Source organism: Tumidithrix helvetica PCC 7403, assembly GCF_965232925.1.
Classification (GTDB): domain Bacteria; phylum Cyanobacteriota; class Cyanobacteriia; order Pseudanabaenales; family Pseudanabaenaceae; genus Tumidithrix; species Tumidithrix helvetica.
This window is the reverse complement of the sequence record NZ_CBDDRA010000039.1, coordinates 1-15,179: the sequence shown is the minus strand read 5'-3', so window position 1 is coordinate 15,179 and position 15,179 is coordinate 1. Positions and strand designations below refer to the sequence as shown.

Sequence of the window (15,179 nt, the reverse complement as noted above, 5' to 3'; positions counted from 1 at the left end):
TCACAAACTTAAAAATTGAAATCTGAGGGGGAAACCAATCATGTCTGAAAACCTGAATGCCAATGCAATTCCTAGCGTAAATACTGGTGTTGACATTTTTAGTTTAGGGGATGCACTGGGACAGGAACAGTTGAGACTTCAAAAGGCATGGTGATGGTACTTTTGCTGCTGCTAAATTCGCTATTGGCGAGTACTTTACTTCTACAAGTAGCATTGGCTGGAAAAATAATACTGAAATGCCACGCTTAATAAGCGGTAGTGCAATTAATTCTCTTCCAGTAATTCCTGATTACAAATATAGTGCTACTGATTACCTCAATACACTGTATCAAGATAAAACTAGGAATAGTATTGAACGGACAGATCATGATGGAACGTCAGCATTTGATTCTTCAGATAATGATGATAGCAAGGTGTATGCTCTAGTTGGTGGTGAAGTGATAGAGGCGAGAAATGGTAAAACAATAGAGCCTGATAAGGATGGCAATAAACCATTCTCATCGTGGGCTTACAATGGAACGATCGCAATCTATAACAAGGACTTGAACAAAACCTTTATCTACTGGCACTTTTCCGAGGGATCTATTGATGAAACCCTTAAAGGCAAAACTATTGAAGCTGGCTCTCAAATTGGAGTAGAAGGTGACACAGGCTTATCCTACGGAGCGCACACTCATGTAGAAGTTCATGAAGGTAGAGTAACTGTTGACATGTCCAATCGTAAAGCGCCTAAAGCTCCCGCAAATAGTGGTAGACTTTCTGTCTCAGATGTTTTTCAAGACGCAGTAAGAAAGGGATTGGTCAAACTTTATAAATAAGTAAGTTCCATTTTGAGTCAGTGTTCAGATCCCCGACTTTTTTTGCTTGAAGGAAAAACATCTACAAGTTTACCAAAAAAGTCGGGGATCTAACTTCTAGAACTAGAGACTTCATCTGATCCAAAGATATAGGGTAAAAGGCGATCGCTCTTTGAGTTTAGAATTTGAGGGGCTATCGGCTTTTTGAGGTTTGACTTGGGACGAGGAAGCGATCGCTGGTTGATGGGAGTGAAGGGGCGATCGCTCATTGATGAGGTGAGGGGCGATCGCTGGTTTGTGGGATGAAGGGGCGATCGTTGGTTTGTGGGAGTGAAGGGGCGATCGCTCATTGAGTTTAGAACTTGAGTGACGATTGCTGACAACTTTTTACACCCCATGATTGCCTCGAACTAAATAGCGAACTTCCTCAAGTAAAATGTTAAATCTTTGATCGCTTTCAGCCTGTCTTTCCTTTATTAATTCCATATCTCGTTGACTCTGAGCAGCCACCTGCAATAAGGCTTGAGCAGTTATTCTCAAACCGTCTATGCCATCCTTGACCTCAGTCACACTTTCTCTCAACTCAGTCACACTTTCTCTCAACTCAGTCACACCTTCTCTCAACTCAGTCACACTTGATGCCAATTCATCAAGCATTTCATCATTCCACCGTTGTACAGTCATCGTATATCTCCGATTATTAACTCAACCTATATTGCCCATTTTACAGTACCTTCAATTGCCTTGAGATTGATGGGCGATCGCTGTTTTACGATAGGCGATCACTTTTAGAATTTGAGGTGAGGATCGATGCTGTTGGGATTGAAATTGGTACGATCTTTGGTTTGTTTGGACTTTGAGAGGCGATCGCTCTTTGAGTTTAGAACTTGAGGGGCGATATACTCATTGAGATTTGATTTGGGATTAGGGAGCGATCGTTGGTTGGTGAAGTGAGTAGCGATTTGGCATCAGTCTTTGGGCGGATGCCAACCTGCTTGTACCCAATAACTCCGAACCTCCAGAGCATCAAAATCACTATCAAGACTCAAAGCCATTATTGGTTCCTAACAAGATTACGAACTTTGCGATCGACCTCAACCGAAATGTAAGGACGACTCATGAGAGAGCATTCAAAGCAGGGATTAATCCACGCATCACCGCAACCTGCATTGCTTTAGCTTTCCGTACCGAACCATGACGATAAACCTTCATTAACTCATTCAGCTTCTTAATTTCCTGTGCATTAAGTAATCCTTCACTATGTCGAGCTTGTAAATCGCTAAAAATCCTTTGCTGCTGTTCGTGCATTTGCAGATTACAAAGAGCAAGAACCTGTTCATTAGGCAAGGAATCTATGGGAATTTCATTAATAGTGCGATCGATCCATTCAATTAGCATTTCTTCAATCCCCTGACGATTGAGTGCAGCAATTTCCTTAACTTTTTTTACCAAAGGTTCGGGAAGTTCTAAGGTTATAGACTCAGACATATTGCCCCTAGCCTCGCAGAAAATACTAAATTTTGATTGATTAAATACAGTATAGCTCCATCGAATCCCCTGCCCATCAAGACGGCTTTTAAGGACTAGGCTCAGCAACTTTACTCGATTGTTTAGGCGATCGCTATTTTATGAGATTAGGATCGATCTTAGTTCTGAGATGAAGTTTAGGGCGATCGCTTGTTTGTGGAAGAGTCTGGCGATCGTTGGTTGATGGAGTGAGAGGCGATTGTTATCTTAGGGGCGCATTTTTTGTAATGTAGAATAAAAGAGAACATATTGTTGAAAGCTGTGATCCAACTACCGATAACCCTAGAGCAACTTATTGCTACATTACAGCAGTTACAACCAAGCGATCGCGCACAGGTAGCAAAAGCTCTAATTCAAATAGAACTAAAATCAGATCTAACCGCTCTACTTGAAGAACTCTATAAACAACCCGAGTAATCTCGATAATCCAACCGCAGCAATGTCCGTCTAATCGTACTGTAGGACGGCAAACGTCCTTTAGGGGGTGAAAATAGGACAACTAAATCATCGTGATAGGATTTAAGCCAATCCCCGATCACTAGAAATCCTCGATTCCCTGCCGTAACTGCTAGGGTAAATAAGGCTAAACAAAGTGCTTGTGTATGACGTTGCCCTGCGGTACGCCGTATGTCAGGCAGGTCTGCAAAAGCTTTACAGTTACAAACTGACGTACAAATCGAAATCACAAACCAATCAAATACTTACGCCATTCTTGATGACCGCCACTGCGCAAATATTTCGTTACCTCAAAATAAAGGCCGCTATGAGGGCGGCGCGGAGCTTTACGTAAAGGCATGGAGGCTTCTTTGGGCGTGCGATTGCCTTTCTTGACATTACAGCGCACGCAGGCAGTCACGATGTTGTCCCATGTTTCACCACCACGGCGCGACTTGGGGATAACATGATCGAGGGTAAGGTCATCACCTGTATAACTACAGTATTGGCAAGAATGGTTATCGCGGTGCAAAATATTGCGGCGGGTTAGCGGCACTTCTTTGTAAGGAAGCGTGATGTAGTGCAGCAGCCGAATCACAGTGGGTAAGGGGAAGTCTGGATAGAGCATTTTGCCATTGTGCTCGACTTGCTCTGCTTTACCCTTAATTAATAAGACCACAGCCCTTTGCCAGCTAGTAATGTTTAGCGGCTCGTAGGAAGCATTGAGTACCAAGACCTTAGCCATTGCGTAATCTCAAACAGGCTTTTCAAAAGATGCTAGCACAGGAAGTCAAAATCATCCACAAATAAGTTTACTTTTCGTATCGTTTTATGTAGCTTGGTAGGCTATCGTACTGAAATAAGTCCCTTCAAAAATTCTCAGAGATACAAAGTTGCAAACAGTCGCTAGGTCTTTACGATATCGAGATTGGGTCTGGCAGGGATGGCAGACGCGATATACATTTCAACGGGCTGAAGTCCTTACCCCCCACACAGTGCCGATTCTTTTGATCCACGGGTTTGGTGCATCGGGCGATCACTGGCGCAATAATATGCCCGCTTTAGCTCAGCATCACAGCGTCTATGCCCTTGATTTGGTAGGATTTGGTGCTTCCGAAAAGCCCCCCACGGACTACAGCATTTACCTTTGGGTAGAACAAGTGGCTGATTTTTGGCAGACCTTTATCAATCGCCCTACAATTCTTGTCGGTAACTCCATTGGCTCTTTGGTGGCAACGATCGCCGCCCATACCCATCCCGAAATCGCCAAAGGCGTCGTCACGATCAGCTTACCCGACATCGAAGCCCTACAGGCAATGGTTCCCAAGCCAGTACGCCCGATTAAAAGTGCTTTAGAAGCTTTCGTCTCGGCTATTTTTGCCAAGCCAATTTTTCAACTTATTCGCCAACCGTCCGTGATTCGATTTGTGTTGGGTCAAATTGCCTACCGCGATCGCACCCATATTGATGACGAACTGGTAGAAATCATTGCCAAACCCGCCCGCGACCCTCAAGCCGCCGAAGCCTTTGTAAGACTAGGGCAGAGCTTAAATCGTCCAGGATATTCTCCAAGCTTAACCCAAGCGCTCACCGAGTTAGAAATTCCCATACTGATGCTTTGGGGCACGCAAGATAAAGCCATCCCCCCCACAGAAGGCGCTAGATTGGTGCAATATTCCAATTTTGCCCACTTAGTCTATCTAGACGGCATGGGGCATTGCGCCCACGACGAAGCCCCAGAACGCGTCAATCAAGAAATTTTGACTTGGATCGCGGCGATCGCATCGTAATATCGGTTCTCTAACCTCCTGCAAGCCCCTATTATCTTCCTCGTTCGATGCCACCTTGAACGGGTGTAACCCCAGAGGAAGGGGTATCTGTCCAGTTAAAATCACTAATCCGAATTACAAATTCGCCTATACCTTGATTGGGGTTATAGCGCACGATCACAGCATAGGTACGACGGTCATATTGCAGGGTATAAACCGAGTCAAACAACTGCCCCGTGCCTACGTTCCAACTTTGCTGAATCCCAAACCGAAATGGTCCATAGATCTGCTGTAAAAAACCTAAAGTAAAGACTTTGGTATCTGCCACGCGATCGAAAAAGAAAGGCGATTGACCGCTGACAAGCGCTTGACTATAGCTGAAATTAAGCCCCGTGTAGTCAAGGAACTCTTTGGAGAAGTTGCCAATTACTGCCGATAGCCCAATCGTGCCGGTTAAAGTCCCCTGACTAGCGCCATTCGAGTAGAGCGAATAAACACTTGAAACACTGACATAGGCATCTAAGCCAGGTACGACAGGTCGAGCCGAATATTTTAAGCCCGTATCTCGTTCCTCAGGCAAGGCTGTCCCACGCAACAGAGGAATCGATCGACTCAGTACGGCGGCACTTTGTACGCGCCCCAAGGTATCAACTGTATTGGGTTCAAGATCTCCTCTTAAAGCACTAATGAGTTGCGCCCCAACTTGATAGTTGAGCACAATGCCCGTATCTCCAATTACGCGATCGGGAGAAAACAGATTGACACTCAGCGAATTGTTGACATCCTGAAAACCAAGCGAGCCATTAAACAAGCGATCGCGAAAAGCATACTGAGCCACTAGGGTGTGATCTCCCAAGACTTGGGCTTGATACCTTGCATTGGCTCGCAGTTGGTTTCCTAAATCTGAAGCATCCAAACCCGACAAACTTGCGGTTGCCGCAAAGGACTGCCCATCACCTAGGTTAGTTTGCAAATTTGCCACCAACCCAATCGCATCAAAGACTAAGAGTCCACGTTGACTGCTAAAAGCCTTTTGAATCAGCAGTTGGGGCGCTAGCGTTAAACTGACATCGGGCTGGGCGATCACATTAAAGCTTTGCTGATAAAACAGCCCACCTCGATCTTGGCGATCGAAACCAAACAAGGCTGGGGCAGGTCGTTGAAAGCGATCGAGCACGACACTATTTACAGGAACTGGTAGCGAAAACACCCCATCAAACAACAGAGTCGGAGATTCTGCCTCTAGTCGATCTTGGGTGGGTGAAATTGGCGTAAGTGTTGCCCTGCTGGTAACAAGTTGCAGTTCGGGTGGTGTAAATGGATCGTTGGTAACGGAGAGGTTTTCAGCGACCCAAGTATCATTCTCTAAAATAATCCGCTCGGCAATAAACCCAATGCGGCGAATATCTCCTTGGGTACCTTGGTTCGAACCAAGCACATTTACCACTGCCGAACCTGAGGCTTGATCGGAGGGCAAACGACCAGCATCCCCACGATTGAGCGTACCGAGATTAACTGAGCCTGAAGCCTTGAGTAAAACTCCCTTAACCGTTCTGTAGTTGTAGTCCAAGCGAGAGCCACGCAATTTTTGATCGCCGCGTGTAAAAAAAACATTGCCGTCGGCTGTGGCATCTTGGGTATTTACGTTGACTTGAACGCGATCGGCTCTCAGCTCTGACTGTTTGTAGCGAACGATCACATTGCCTGTGGCAACAAATACCTGCGTGTTGATGTTGTATTCTTGCTTGTCGGCTATGACGCTAATCAGATCGCCTTTAGGGGGCAATGGGGGTGGTGGCAATTTATCAGTAGGTTTGGGTAAAGGCAACCCACCGGGCTTTAAGATGCCCCTTTGAGCGATGAGGTTGTCAGGATTAAGCTCGATCGCAGGCAGCGATCGCATGAAAACTTGCAACTCTTCATATACATGCGGCGGAATCTTAGATGAGTCGGAGGGTGAAACAGATGCTAACCGCAAATCTGTCGCCTTCTGTCGAAGCGGCTGTGGTGATGATATTTGCCTTACATCTTCGTAAGAGACCTGATGCAAAGGCGGTGCAGGTGGTGGTGGAAGATAGGGCATATAAACAATTCTAGAACGAAGTCTATGCTTTTAAAACCTTTTGAAGTCACAAGTATTTAAAAGCCTGACGGACTAATTGCCAAAAAGTTACCAGAACGCTCTTAAAGAAGTGTGATGTGGAGTTGAGTCTGCCTTAACACTTTTACCGCAATATCTATGCAATATTTTATGTGTTTAGAGGACTGTTTAAGCTTTGTGGATAACATAGGAATAAATCTGGGGAATAAATCTGGTTAAGTCACTAAAACTTCGATTTTTGCCAGTACATCTCTAATAATTTCATCACTTGCCCTTTCAATAAAGGTGGAATTTCTCATACGCAAATCTAAGCTTTTGATTTGGTCGGTTAAAATTACACCGTTTGTCTGCAAACCAACTAATTTCACCTCAAAGCGCCAACCCTTACTTTTACTCGTGATAGGACAAGCGATCGCCAGATGAGAAATCTTGTTATATGCTTGGGGAGATACAACAAAAGCAGGTCGATGACCTGATTGTTCTCTACCTGCCTGCGGATTGAAATCCAACCAAATAATATCACCGCGATCTGGAATGTATAGCCTCACCATTCCTCATTCCCTACAATTGCACCTGTAGAAATCTCACCATGCAGGTTCTCTTCAGTCATACCCTCCAGTAATTCATTCAGGGAATATCGCTTGCGAGGTTCTGGTGTAAGCACGATCGCTCCATCAATTACCTGAAACCTCATGTATGTTCCTTCATGAATCTCAGCTAGCTCGGCAACTGCTTTAGGAATACGCACTGCTAGGCTGTTACCCCACTTTGTAATTTGTACAGTCATAATGCTATCTTAACGCCCTTAAATGTATCTACAAAGAGTATACACAAATTTAAAGAGCTTCGTCACGATCTACGATGCTCGTGACTCCTAACCGAATTAGTTGCGAATTTGTACGGGCATGATCAGGTAGCTCATTTTCACACCGCCAATGGGTACAAGGACAACAGGTGTCGTCGCAGAGTTGAGTTGAATTTGAATTTCATTACTAGGTAACGCCTTTAAACCATCCATCAGATATTTGGTGTTAAAGGCAATTTCTAGGTCGTCCCCCGAAACTTGAGCGGGGAGGGATTCTTTACCATTGGCTAAATCGGGGGCTTCTACCGACAAGGCAATTTCTTGGCTTGTGGCATTGATCGAGATTTTGACGATGTTGTTTTTTTGGTCGGCTAACACCGAAATCCGATCGAGGGCAGAGATTAAGGCTTTACGTTCTACCGTGACTTGGCGCTCAAACTGGGTGGGGATAAGTTGGCGATAGTTGGGGTAGCCCCCATCCAGCAAGCGCGAGGTTAACACCTGATTGGCGCACTGAAAAATCATCTGAGATTGGTCAAATCGAACCGCGATCGCCCCTTCAGTCTGTTGGTTCAAAATCCGCTCTAGTTCTCGCAAGGCTCTGGCAGGAATGGTTACCTCTAGATTGGTTTTAATATCGCTACCAACGGGCACATCATCGACATCTAGAAACTTGGTTTGAATCACGGACAGGCGATGCCCATCGGTGGCAGCAAACTCTAAGCGATCGGCATTGGCGGTAACATGCACCCCCGTCAAGACACGCTTGGTTTCGTCGCTAGAAGTCGCAAACAGAGAAGCATTCAAACCATCAATCAACGATTGCACGGGTAGGTATGCAGTTTCGCCATCCTCAGCAATCTGTGGCAGTTCGGGAAATTCTTCAACCGACAAGCCGTGCAACTGATAGCGACCAGAACCACAGGTAATCATTGCCATTGTCTTTCCTGGGTCAACCATCAAGGTCACCTCTTCATCGGGCAGGCGGGACACAATGTCGTTGAGTAGCTTAGCTGGGAGGGTAATCGAACCAGCCTCGATTACTTGGGCTGGAAACCCAACTTGAATCCCTAGGTTGAGGTCAAAGGCAATTAAGCCAAGCATCTGCGACTTATGGTCGGCATCAATCCGAATGTTGCCTAGTACTGGGTGTGTGGGGCGTGAAGCGACAGCACGGCTAACAAGTGAAAGGTTGGCGGTAAGTTGGCTTTGTGAACAGACAAGTCGCATGGCTAAAGGGTTTGTGGTGAATTTACAGAAATTTGACCTGTGGGAGCCAATCTTAACACTGTTGTTTTGAGGTGACTACAGGTTTTTTAGGGATTAAATGCTTTACATTTTTTTTGCATCGCTCTATTATTCCGATCTAATTTTATAAATTCTCTTGGTAGTAGTAGTAGGGGCTGTGGAAATTGTGGAAAACTTTCTGGGATCAATATAGAGTCAACTAAACCCCGTTTTTTGCCTGTGGATAACCCTGTGGATAACTAAGGGGTTTTTCCACAGGGTATAAATACCTATAAAAGCTTTTCCACAGAAGAGCCTATTTTTTCCACAGAAAAAGTGGGGTTTTCCACAGAAAAAGCAGGGTTTTCCACAGGTTTTCCACAAGCTAATCCATACTTACTATGAATAGTAATAAATCTTTACTTAAAATTGTACAAAAAATTAACACTTTTGGGGCATTGGGTTAGCACGTCAAAGACCTATGCGAAAGCGTAAGTAATCTTATGTAAAAGTGTTTTACCTGCAAATTTTTAAGGTTGCGGTATAGGAGCTTGGAGTACTACATATCTTCAGGTTTGATCGTGCCCCTGTGGTTGTCTTAGGAGATTTTCAGTTTTAGGAGGGGGCAGTACCCCTATGTATCCCTATACCTGCCTCACATCCCCCTAATACCCCCTAATACATTTATAGACGGTCTAACCCCTGGGGATAACTCAGAAAATAATCAGATCGTCAATTGTCTTGTAAAGTTGACAAGGCGACTCTTAGCCTCAGACGCAACAGCTTAAACCTAAAGAAAAAGGCGATAAAGCCAAGGGTCTAGCGAGAACTTAGTTAGAATCCTGATTGTATCTATCCAAATAAACACTATTCAGGCTAGTCACCTATGGTTCAGCTATTAGAGAATCCTTTACGAGTTGGCTTACAGCAAGAGAGGACACCTGAGCCGCTAATCTTAGTAATCTTTGGGGCATCAGGCGATTTGACGATGCGTAAGCTGGTACCAGCCATTTACCATCTAAAACAGCAGCGACGATTACCGCCAGAACTGACAATTGTAGGTGTAGCAAGACGACCTTGGAGCCACGACTTCTTTCGAGAGCAGATGCGTGAGGGCGTTGAGCAGTTTTCTAGTGGAATTGGTGCAAAGGAAATCTGGGATAACTTTGCCGAAGGACTGTACTACTGCCCTGTGGATATGGGCAACCTGGATGATTATTTTAAGCTCGATCGGCTCCTGACTCAAATTGACTCTGAGCGGGGTACGAGAGGCAATCGCGTTTTCTATTTAGCTGTCTCTCCTAACTTTTTCCCAGAGGCGATCGCTAAGCTCGGTGAAGCAGGCATGATCAAAGACCCTGTAAAAACGCGACTGGTAATCGAGAAACCCTTTGGACGAGATCTTGCTTCTTGTCAAGAGCTAAACCGTGCCGTACAAAAAGCCTGTGATGAGCGTCAGGTCTATCGTATCGATCACTACTTGGGCAAAGAGACGGTTCAAAATTTATTGGTGCTGAGATTTGCCAATGCCATTTTTGAGCCTTTATGGAATCGTCAATTTGTCGATCACGTGCAAATAACGGTTGCTGAAACTGTGGGCGTAGAGGATCGAGCGGGATATTACGAGAACTCAGGCGCATTGCGGGACATGGTGCAAAATCACCTGATGCAGCTATTTTGTCTGACGGCGATGGAGCCTCCTAATGCCATGGATGCGGATTCGCTCCGCACGGAAAAGGTAAAAGTAATTCAAGCGACGCGCTTGGCGGATACGCGCAATCTCGATTTCTCTAGCATCAGAGCGCAGTACAGTTCGGGTTGGATGAAAGGCAAAGAGATTCCTGGATATCGTCAAGAACCGAATGTAAACCCCCTCTCTACGGTTCCGACCTATGTAGCTATGAAATTTTTGGTGGATAACTGGCGTTGGCAGGGCGTTCCATTTTATTTACGCACGGGTAAACGTATGCCCAAGAAAGTCAGTGAAATAGCAATTCAGTTTCGCGAAGTGCCTTACCTGCTGTTTCAATCTGCTGCCAAGCAAGTGAGTCCCAATGTCTTGGCTCTACGCATTCAACCCAATGAGGGGATTGCGTTGCGATTTGAAGCTAAGATGCCTGGACCTGACCTGCGATCGCGATCGGTAGAAATGGACTTTGGCTATGGCAAAACCTTTGGAATTGAGGGCTCCGATGCTTACGATCGGCTTTTGTTAGACTGTATGTTGGGCGATCAAACCCTATTTACGCGTGGCGATGAGGTGGAAGCTGCTTGGCGCGTTGTAACCCCAGCGCTCAGTGTTTGGGAATCTCCTAGCGATCCGCTACTTGTACCGCAGTATGAAGCGGGCACTTGGGGCCCGACAGCGTCCGAAGCTCTGATTAATAACGATGGACGGCAATGGAGAAGACTGTAAGTTAGCTAAAAGCTATTGGCTTTAGAAGATATTAGGATTACCGCTCCTTTAGGTCACGTCCCTTAGTTTTCCAATTCACTGCTAATTGCTAACCGCTAACTGCCTTCCGATCACTGATAACCGATAACCGACAACTGATTCATCCTTATGACCAACACACAATCACCCCCAGTCGTATCTTTACAGGCTCCTAAAGATGTTTCGATTTCTCAAGTGGAATTGGAACTTAGCAAGATTTGGCAGGCCTATGGTGAAAACGCTGCCGCCCGCGCTACCACGTTTAACCTTTTGATATACGAACCAGAAGAATTGACATCCATGGAGAGAATGGCTTCGATTGATGCGATCGCTTCTCAAAGCCCCTGTCGTGTGATCGATCTGGTTCCCATTCATGGCGAAGACGAAGGTATTACAGCTCAAGTTGCTGCCTATTGCCCGATTCAAAAAACGCGTAGTTCGCTCGTCTGTGGTGAATATATTACGCTGCAAGGGACAAAGGATGCGTTCAACCGCGTCCATGCGCTGATTGCCGATTTAATTATTCCCGACCTACCTATATTTCTATGGTGGAAAGATAGCCCTGCACCGAATACCAAAATGTTTGAACGCTTGGTTAACCTCAGCGATCGCCTAATTTTTGACTCAGCCGTATTTACTGATTCAGAAGCGGGACTGGTGAAGAAGCAGAGCATGATTAATGCGGGTGCGCAGGTGGCTGACCTCAACTGGCAGCGTTTGGCTCCATGGCAAGAGCTGACGGCACAGGCATTTGACCCTCCCGATCGCCGTGCGGCAATCTGGGATGTGGATGGCATCACGATTGACTACGAGCGAGGTAATAGTACCCAAGCCCTCATGTTTTTAGGTTGGATTGCCAGTCGCCTTGATTGGAAACCCGTTGCAAGATTTAAAGAAGGCGGTGACTACGATATTCAACGCATCACCTTTACGGGCAAGAACGATTTGAAGGTAGAGGCCGAACTGGCGGCGATTCCTACGGCTGATGCTGGGGAGGTGGTGGGAGACTTGATTGGTTTGCGACTCACCTCAACCAATCTCAATGCAGATGCTTGTAATGTATTTTGCTCGGAGTCCACAGGTTGTATGCGTATGGAGGCTTCAGGTGGTGCTCAAACCTGTCATATCCATCAGGTGACACCTCTGTCTGACCAAAGCGCAGATACCTTGATGGGGCAACAGCTTCAACGCTGGGGACGCGATATGCTTTACGAGGAAAGTCTTACGGTGACTGCTCAAATTTTGGGCTTGTAAAGATATGGTATGAGTTCTCCATATAGCCTGTTGTTTGACAAAGGGATAACAAAAAAGGAGCTAGAAGTTGGCAGAATCGCTGAATTTCTAGCTCCCTAGGATAAGTTTTTTCATAGGCAGCAAAGCGATCGCTGTCGATCTGATGGATGGTCGAACGATTATCGTCCCTTTGACATGGTATCCAAGATTATTGAAAGCAACACCCGAACAACGTTTGAAATGGAAGATTTGCGGCGGTGGTTATGGCATTCACTGGGAAGAGATCGATGAAGATCTCAGCACTGAGGGAATGTTGCGAGGTTTGCCTGCTCCCCATGAGTGAGAATCAGTTTCTTTGCTGAGCAAAAAGTCTCGATCTAATCAAACTCATGTCTGGTTGAATGTTTGACAATCGCTGACGAACGGACTCTGCCAGTTGCTCGCGGCGATCGAGGTAAGCTTCTATTTGCTCTTGGTGTCGAAGGTAGTAACCAATTACGGTATAAACGTCAGACAGTGAAAGTGTTGAGTACTTTTGTGTGATTGCCTCTGGAGAAGCTCCGTCCTGAAAAGCTCGAATTACAATCTCAAGTAGAACTCTTGACTTGCCAATCCGAACTGCTCCAGATTCATCTTCGCTTAGCGGAAGCACTTCACGCGCTAAAACAAAGCTCATTATTTTATTTCCTTCAATGATTACTAGAACTGGCTAATTTTGCTTGACTCATTTTGTACTGATCTCAATGATAACTTTTCTATTGAGGAATAAATTGGTGCATTGCTCTCTATTGACACACCCTGAAATGACTTCATGTTATATGTTTAATAAACTCAATTGTTTGGGTTGAGATAACTCATTAGAGGATATTAAAGAATTTCCAGTTTGATCGACTTTCTCCTCAATACTGTTTAACAATGTAACGACAATTCTTCCAACTGCGTGAGCTAGATTTACAGGAACCGCATTACCAATTTGCTTATATTGGCTACTTATGGAACCTAAAAACTGCCATTCATCTGGGAATGTTTGTACCCTAGCATATTCTCTAATTGTTAACGGTCTTGTTTCTTCTGGGTGGCATCTTTCTGTTTGCTTTTGAGCAGGAGAACAAGTGAGCGTCAAACTTGGCTCATCCCACGAAAGCCTACGAGCCATCCCTGTTTTACCGCCTCCCAAGAAGTAGCTACCTTGCATGTATTCTCTTTGGAGATCGTTGGGTAAGTCCCTCCAGTACCCACCTTGAGGGACATAAGATAGAATCTCTTTCTTCCTTTTGGGATAAGATTGACCTTCTGATTCTGGTACATCAGTATCATATAGCTCACCAGCTTTCAAAGCATCCTTTAAAACAAGTATTCTGTGATATGGTGATGGCCACTTAAATTTTGCAAACTTAACTAAGTCATTTCTAATCCCAACAAGAAATAAACGTTCTCTTTTTTGAGGAACGCGATAAAAAAGAGCCTTTAATACCCGTGGTTCAATTAGTGTATACCCTAAATCAGATATAACTGACGTAATAACGGATAAAGTTTTTCCATTATCGTGGTTTAATAAACCTCTTACATTCTCACCTAAAAAGACTTTGGGCATTACTTCTTTTATTGCTCTAGAAAATTCAAAAAATAATGTTCCTCTAGTATCTTCAAATCCTAGCTTTTCGCCTGCATAAGAAAATGCCTGACAGGGAAAGCCACCAGCAATAAGATCGATATCAGCGAACCTAGTAAAGTCCACATTTTTTACATCATTTTGAATGACATTCCAGTGAGGTCGATTAGATCGGAGCGTATCACAGGCATCTTTATCAAATTCATTTAAGGCAACTGCACTAAATCCAGCTTTTTCCAAGCCAAGGGCAAGTCCGCCTGCACCTGCAAAAAGTTCAATCGATGAATAATTTCTTAGAGCTTGTACGTTGAACTCTTGATTCCAATTTGTTCCGATCATGTTTCTCACCTCTTCAAAATGAATTAGTTGAGAAATTTCATATTCTTTTGCATTGGTAATTGGATTCTGAACTGAAGTTAGTTTTCCAGTTCTTTCCCAATTCAATAATGTGGCTTTTGACACAGAAACTATGTCTGCTAGTAACTGTGCTGAAATTGTTTTTCTATTAAATATTAAAGTCATTAAATCCTTCATACTCTTTGAAAGTAAGTAAGTAAATACTTCTCAGTAAATTAGGATCGATATCCGCTAGCTCACTAAATACAGAGTTTGACTCAGCTTCAAAATCGCTATTCTCTAGAATATCTTCGATGATCGACGGTAGTTTTTCACATAATTCTTTAAATGCAAACCTATTACCAGTTACGAACTCATAAAACTTGTCAATAGAAACGCGACGTATTTTTTCATTTGATACAGTTTGACCATCTAAGCTCATTTTCCATACAACATTCTGACTTTTTTTTGAAATGACTTCTACTAGTAAACATGTTGCATCCGAATTAGATAGCAAGGTACTTTGCATCCTCATGTACGTCTTTTGAGAAGATGACGAATTCATCGTGTTGTGTTTATTCTTCATCTCAACAAAATAATTAAGTTTTGAATTAACTACGTCATAGCCTTGTGCTGGGACTTCCCATCCATTACCCATGTATCGAAATATGTTTTGATGGAAATAACCAATGTGATTTGTGTTGGATTTATCTATTTGCCTTAGGACTTCATTCTCTATTACAGAATTAATGCTCTTTCTATACACTTTTGCATCAAACGTCAATGGGAGCATCTCAATTAGGCACTGAGCAAATATACTTAGGGGCATAGAAATAACCGTTGAGGTAAGCACAACGATGCTTCAAGACTTGAGCAACATTGTGACGGTTCCATTGAGCACCA

18 protein-coding genes are annotated in these 15,179 nt (G+C 44.3%); 6 read left to right on the top strand and 12 right to left on the bottom strand.

Going from position 1 to position 15,179, the window contains the following annotated elements; genetic code table 11:
- Positions 1-236: 236 nt before the first annotated feature.
- Positions 237-818, top strand: a complete 582-nt coding sequence (locus ACP2WE_RS23765; RefSeq protein WP_425218002.1) for a M23 family metallopeptidase — start codon at positions 237-239, stop codon at positions 816-818.
- An 89-nt stretch (positions 819-907) separates the two neighbouring features.
- On the opposite strand, the gene ACP2WE_RS23760 is transcribed toward ACP2WE_RS23765, so the two are convergent.
- The 3 genes from ACP2WE_RS23760 to ACP2WE_RS23750 form a co-directional block, all read right to left on the bottom strand.
- Positions 908-1,180 carry a hypothetical protein gene (locus ACP2WE_RS23760; RefSeq protein ID WP_425218001.1) on the bottom strand — a complete coding sequence of 91 codons (273 nt, stop codon included), beginning with the start codon at positions 1,178-1,180 and terminating at the stop codon, positions 908-910.
- Positions 1,181-1,184: 4 nt separating this feature from the next.
- Complete coding sequence (locus tag ACP2WE_RS23755; RefSeq protein WP_425218000.1) at positions 1,185-1,481, bottom strand: hypothetical protein; 297 nt, start codon at positions 1,479-1,481, stop codon at positions 1,185-1,187.
- Positions 1,482-1,913: 432 nt separating this feature from the next.
- The gene (locus ACP2WE_RS23750) at positions 1,914-2,285 is read right to left on the bottom strand and encodes a hypothetical protein (protein ID WP_425217999.1); all 372 of its coding nucleotides are present in this window, start codon (positions 2,283-2,285) and stop codon (positions 1,914-1,916) included.
- Positions 2,286-2,576: 291 nt separating this feature from the next.
- Between ACP2WE_RS23750 and ACP2WE_RS23745 the strand changes: the two genes are divergently transcribed.
- Complete coding sequence (locus ACP2WE_RS23745; RefSeq protein ID WP_425217998.1) at positions 2,577-2,741, top strand: hypothetical protein; 165 nt, start codon at positions 2,577-2,579, stop codon at positions 2,739-2,741.
- Here the strand turns inward: ACP2WE_RS23745 and ACP2WE_RS23740 are convergent.
- Both ACP2WE_RS23740 and ACP2WE_RS23735 read right to left on the bottom strand, forming a co-directional pair.
- Positions 2,723-3,010 (bottom strand): transposase family protein, encoded by a 288-nt coding sequence (locus ACP2WE_RS23740; RefSeq protein ID WP_425217997.1) that lies wholly within the window; start codon positions 3,008-3,010, stop codon positions 2,723-2,725. The two genes, ACP2WE_RS23745 and ACP2WE_RS23740, sit on opposite strands and share 19 nt — an antisense overlap.
- Entirely contained in the window at positions 3,007-3,504 is a 498-nt protein-coding gene (locus ACP2WE_RS23735) for an HNH endonuclease (RefSeq protein ID WP_425217996.1), read from the bottom strand. Before ACP2WE_RS23735 ends, ACP2WE_RS23740 begins: the two co-directional genes overlap by 4 nt.
- A gap of 148 nt (positions 3,505-3,652) precedes the next feature.
- Between ACP2WE_RS23735 and ACP2WE_RS23730 the strand changes: the two genes are divergently transcribed.
- Positions 3,653-4,549 carry an alpha/beta fold hydrolase gene (locus ACP2WE_RS23730; protein WP_425217995.1) on the top strand — a complete coding sequence of 299 codons (897 nt, stop codon included), beginning with the start codon at positions 3,653-3,655 and terminating at the stop codon, positions 4,547-4,549.
- Between the two features lie 31 nt (positions 4,550-4,580).
- Here the strand turns inward: ACP2WE_RS23730 and ACP2WE_RS23725 are convergent, their stop codons facing one another.
- The 4 genes from ACP2WE_RS23725 to dnaN all read right to left on the bottom strand — a co-directional run bounded on the left by ACP2WE_RS23725 (position 4,581) and on the right by dnaN (position 8,664).
- On the bottom strand, positions 4,581-6,611 hold the full coding sequence (locus ACP2WE_RS23725) for a DUF3769 domain-containing protein (RefSeq protein ID WP_425217994.1): 2,031 nt from the start codon (positions 6,609-6,611) through the stop codon (positions 4,581-4,583).
- Positions 6,612-6,844: 233 nt separating this feature from the next.
- Complete coding sequence (mazF, locus tag ACP2WE_RS23720; protein ID WP_425217993.1) at positions 6,845-7,180, bottom strand: endoribonuclease MazF; 336 nt, start codon at positions 7,178-7,180, stop codon at positions 6,845-6,847.
- Positions 7,174-7,416 carry an AbrB/MazE/SpoVT family DNA-binding domain-containing protein gene (locus ACP2WE_RS23715; RefSeq protein WP_330482918.1) on the bottom strand — a complete coding sequence of 81 codons (243 nt, stop codon included), beginning with the start codon at positions 7,414-7,416 and terminating at the stop codon, positions 7,174-7,176. Before ACP2WE_RS23715 ends, mazF begins: the two co-directional genes overlap by 7 nt.
- A gap of 96 nt (positions 7,417-7,512) precedes the next feature.
- The gene (gene dnaN, locus ACP2WE_RS23710) at positions 7,513-8,664 is read right to left on the bottom strand and encodes a DNA polymerase III subunit beta (RefSeq protein ID WP_330482919.1); all 1,152 of its coding nucleotides are present in this window, start codon (positions 8,662-8,664) and stop codon (positions 7,513-7,515) included.
- An 883-nt stretch (positions 8,665-9,547) separates the two neighbouring features.
- Between dnaN and zwf the strand changes: the two genes are divergently transcribed.
- The 3 genes from zwf to ACP2WE_RS23695 all read left to right on the top strand — a co-directional run bounded on the left by zwf (position 9,548) and on the right by ACP2WE_RS23695 (position 12,671).
- Complete coding sequence (gene zwf / locus ACP2WE_RS23705; protein ID WP_425217992.1) at positions 9,548-11,077, top strand: glucose-6-phosphate dehydrogenase; 1,530 nt, start codon at positions 9,548-9,550, stop codon at positions 11,075-11,077.
- Between the two features lie 147 nt (positions 11,078-11,224).
- Positions 11,225-12,349, top strand: coding sequence for a glucose-6-phosphate dehydrogenase assembly protein OpcA (opcA, locus tag ACP2WE_RS23700; RefSeq protein ID WP_425217991.1), 1,125 nt, complete (start codon positions 11,225-11,227; stop codon positions 12,347-12,349).
- A 100-nt stretch (positions 12,350-12,449) separates the two neighbouring features.
- Positions 12,450-12,671, top strand: a complete 222-nt coding sequence (locus ACP2WE_RS23695; RefSeq protein WP_425218019.1) for a DUF2442 domain-containing protein — start codon at positions 12,450-12,452, stop codon at positions 12,669-12,671.
- A 3-nt stretch (positions 12,672-12,674) separates the two neighbouring features.
- On the opposite strand, the gene ACP2WE_RS23690 is transcribed toward ACP2WE_RS23695, so the two are convergent.
- The 3 genes from ACP2WE_RS23690 to ACP2WE_RS23680 all read right to left on the bottom strand — a co-directional run bounded on the left by ACP2WE_RS23690 (position 12,675) and on the right by ACP2WE_RS23680 (position 15,129).
- Complete coding sequence (locus ACP2WE_RS23690; protein ID WP_425217990.1) at positions 12,675-13,004, bottom strand: DUF433 domain-containing protein; 330 nt, start codon at positions 13,002-13,004, stop codon at positions 12,675-12,677.
- A 138-nt stretch (positions 13,005-13,142) separates the two neighbouring features.
- Positions 13,143-14,474 carry a DNA cytosine methyltransferase gene (locus tag ACP2WE_RS23685; protein ID WP_425217989.1) on the bottom strand — a complete coding sequence of 444 codons (1,332 nt, stop codon included), beginning with the start codon at positions 14,472-14,474 and terminating at the stop codon, positions 13,143-13,145.
- The gene (locus tag ACP2WE_RS23680) at positions 14,446-15,129 is read right to left on the bottom strand and encodes an Eco47II family restriction endonuclease (RefSeq protein WP_503473948.1); all 684 of its coding nucleotides are present in this window, start codon (positions 15,127-15,129) and stop codon (positions 14,446-14,448) included. Before ACP2WE_RS23680 ends, ACP2WE_RS23685 begins: the two co-directional genes overlap by 29 nt.
- Between the last annotated feature and the right edge of the window lie 50 nt (positions 15,130-15,179).

Excerpts from the sequence above, each read along its gene's own strand:
- ACP2WE_RS23765 (WP_425218002.1), top strand. The coding sequence starts at position 237 with ATGCCACGCTTAATAAGCGGTAGTGCAATTAATTCTCTTCCAGTAATT.
- ACP2WE_RS23725 (WP_425217994.1), bottom strand. The coding sequence starts at position 6,611 with ATGCCCTATCTTCCACCACCACCTGCACCGCCTTTGCATCAGGTCTCT.
- zwf (WP_425217992.1), top strand. The coding sequence starts at position 9,548 with ATGGTTCAGCTATTAGAGAATCCTTTACGAGTTGGCTTACAGCAAGAG.
- ACP2WE_RS23685 (WP_425217989.1), bottom strand. The coding sequence starts at position 14,474 with ATGAAGGATTTAATGACTTTAATATTTAATAGAAAAACAATTTCAGCA.
- ACP2WE_RS23735 (WP_425217996.1), bottom strand. The coding sequence starts at position 3,504 with ATGGCTAAGGTCTTGGTACTCAATGCTTCCTACGAGCCGCTAAACATT.
- opcA (WP_425217991.1), top strand. The coding sequence starts at position 11,225 with ATGACCAACACACAATCACCCCCAGTCGTATCTTTACAGGCTCCTAAA.
- ACP2WE_RS23690 (WP_425217990.1), bottom strand. The coding sequence starts at position 13,004 with ATGAGCTTTGTTTTAGCGCGTGAAGTGCTTCCGCTAAGCGAAGATGAA.
- ACP2WE_RS23715 (WP_330482918.1), bottom strand. The coding sequence starts at position 7,416 with ATGACTGTACAAATTACAAAGTGGGGTAACAGCCTAGCAGTGCGTATT.
- dnaN (WP_330482919.1), bottom strand. The coding sequence starts at position 8,664 with ATGCGACTTGTCTGTTCACAAAGCCAACTTACCGCCAACCTTTCACTT.
- ACP2WE_RS23750 (WP_425217999.1), bottom strand. The coding sequence starts at position 2,285 with ATGTCTGAGTCTATAACCTTAGAACTTCCCGAACCTTTGGTAAAAAAA.
- mazF (WP_425217993.1), bottom strand. The coding sequence starts at position 7,180 with ATGGTGAGGCTATACATTCCAGATCGCGGTGATATTATTTGGTTGGAT.
- ACP2WE_RS23755 (WP_425218000.1), bottom strand. The coding sequence starts at position 1,481 with ATGACTGTACAACGGTGGAATGATGAAATGCTTGATGAATTGGCATCA.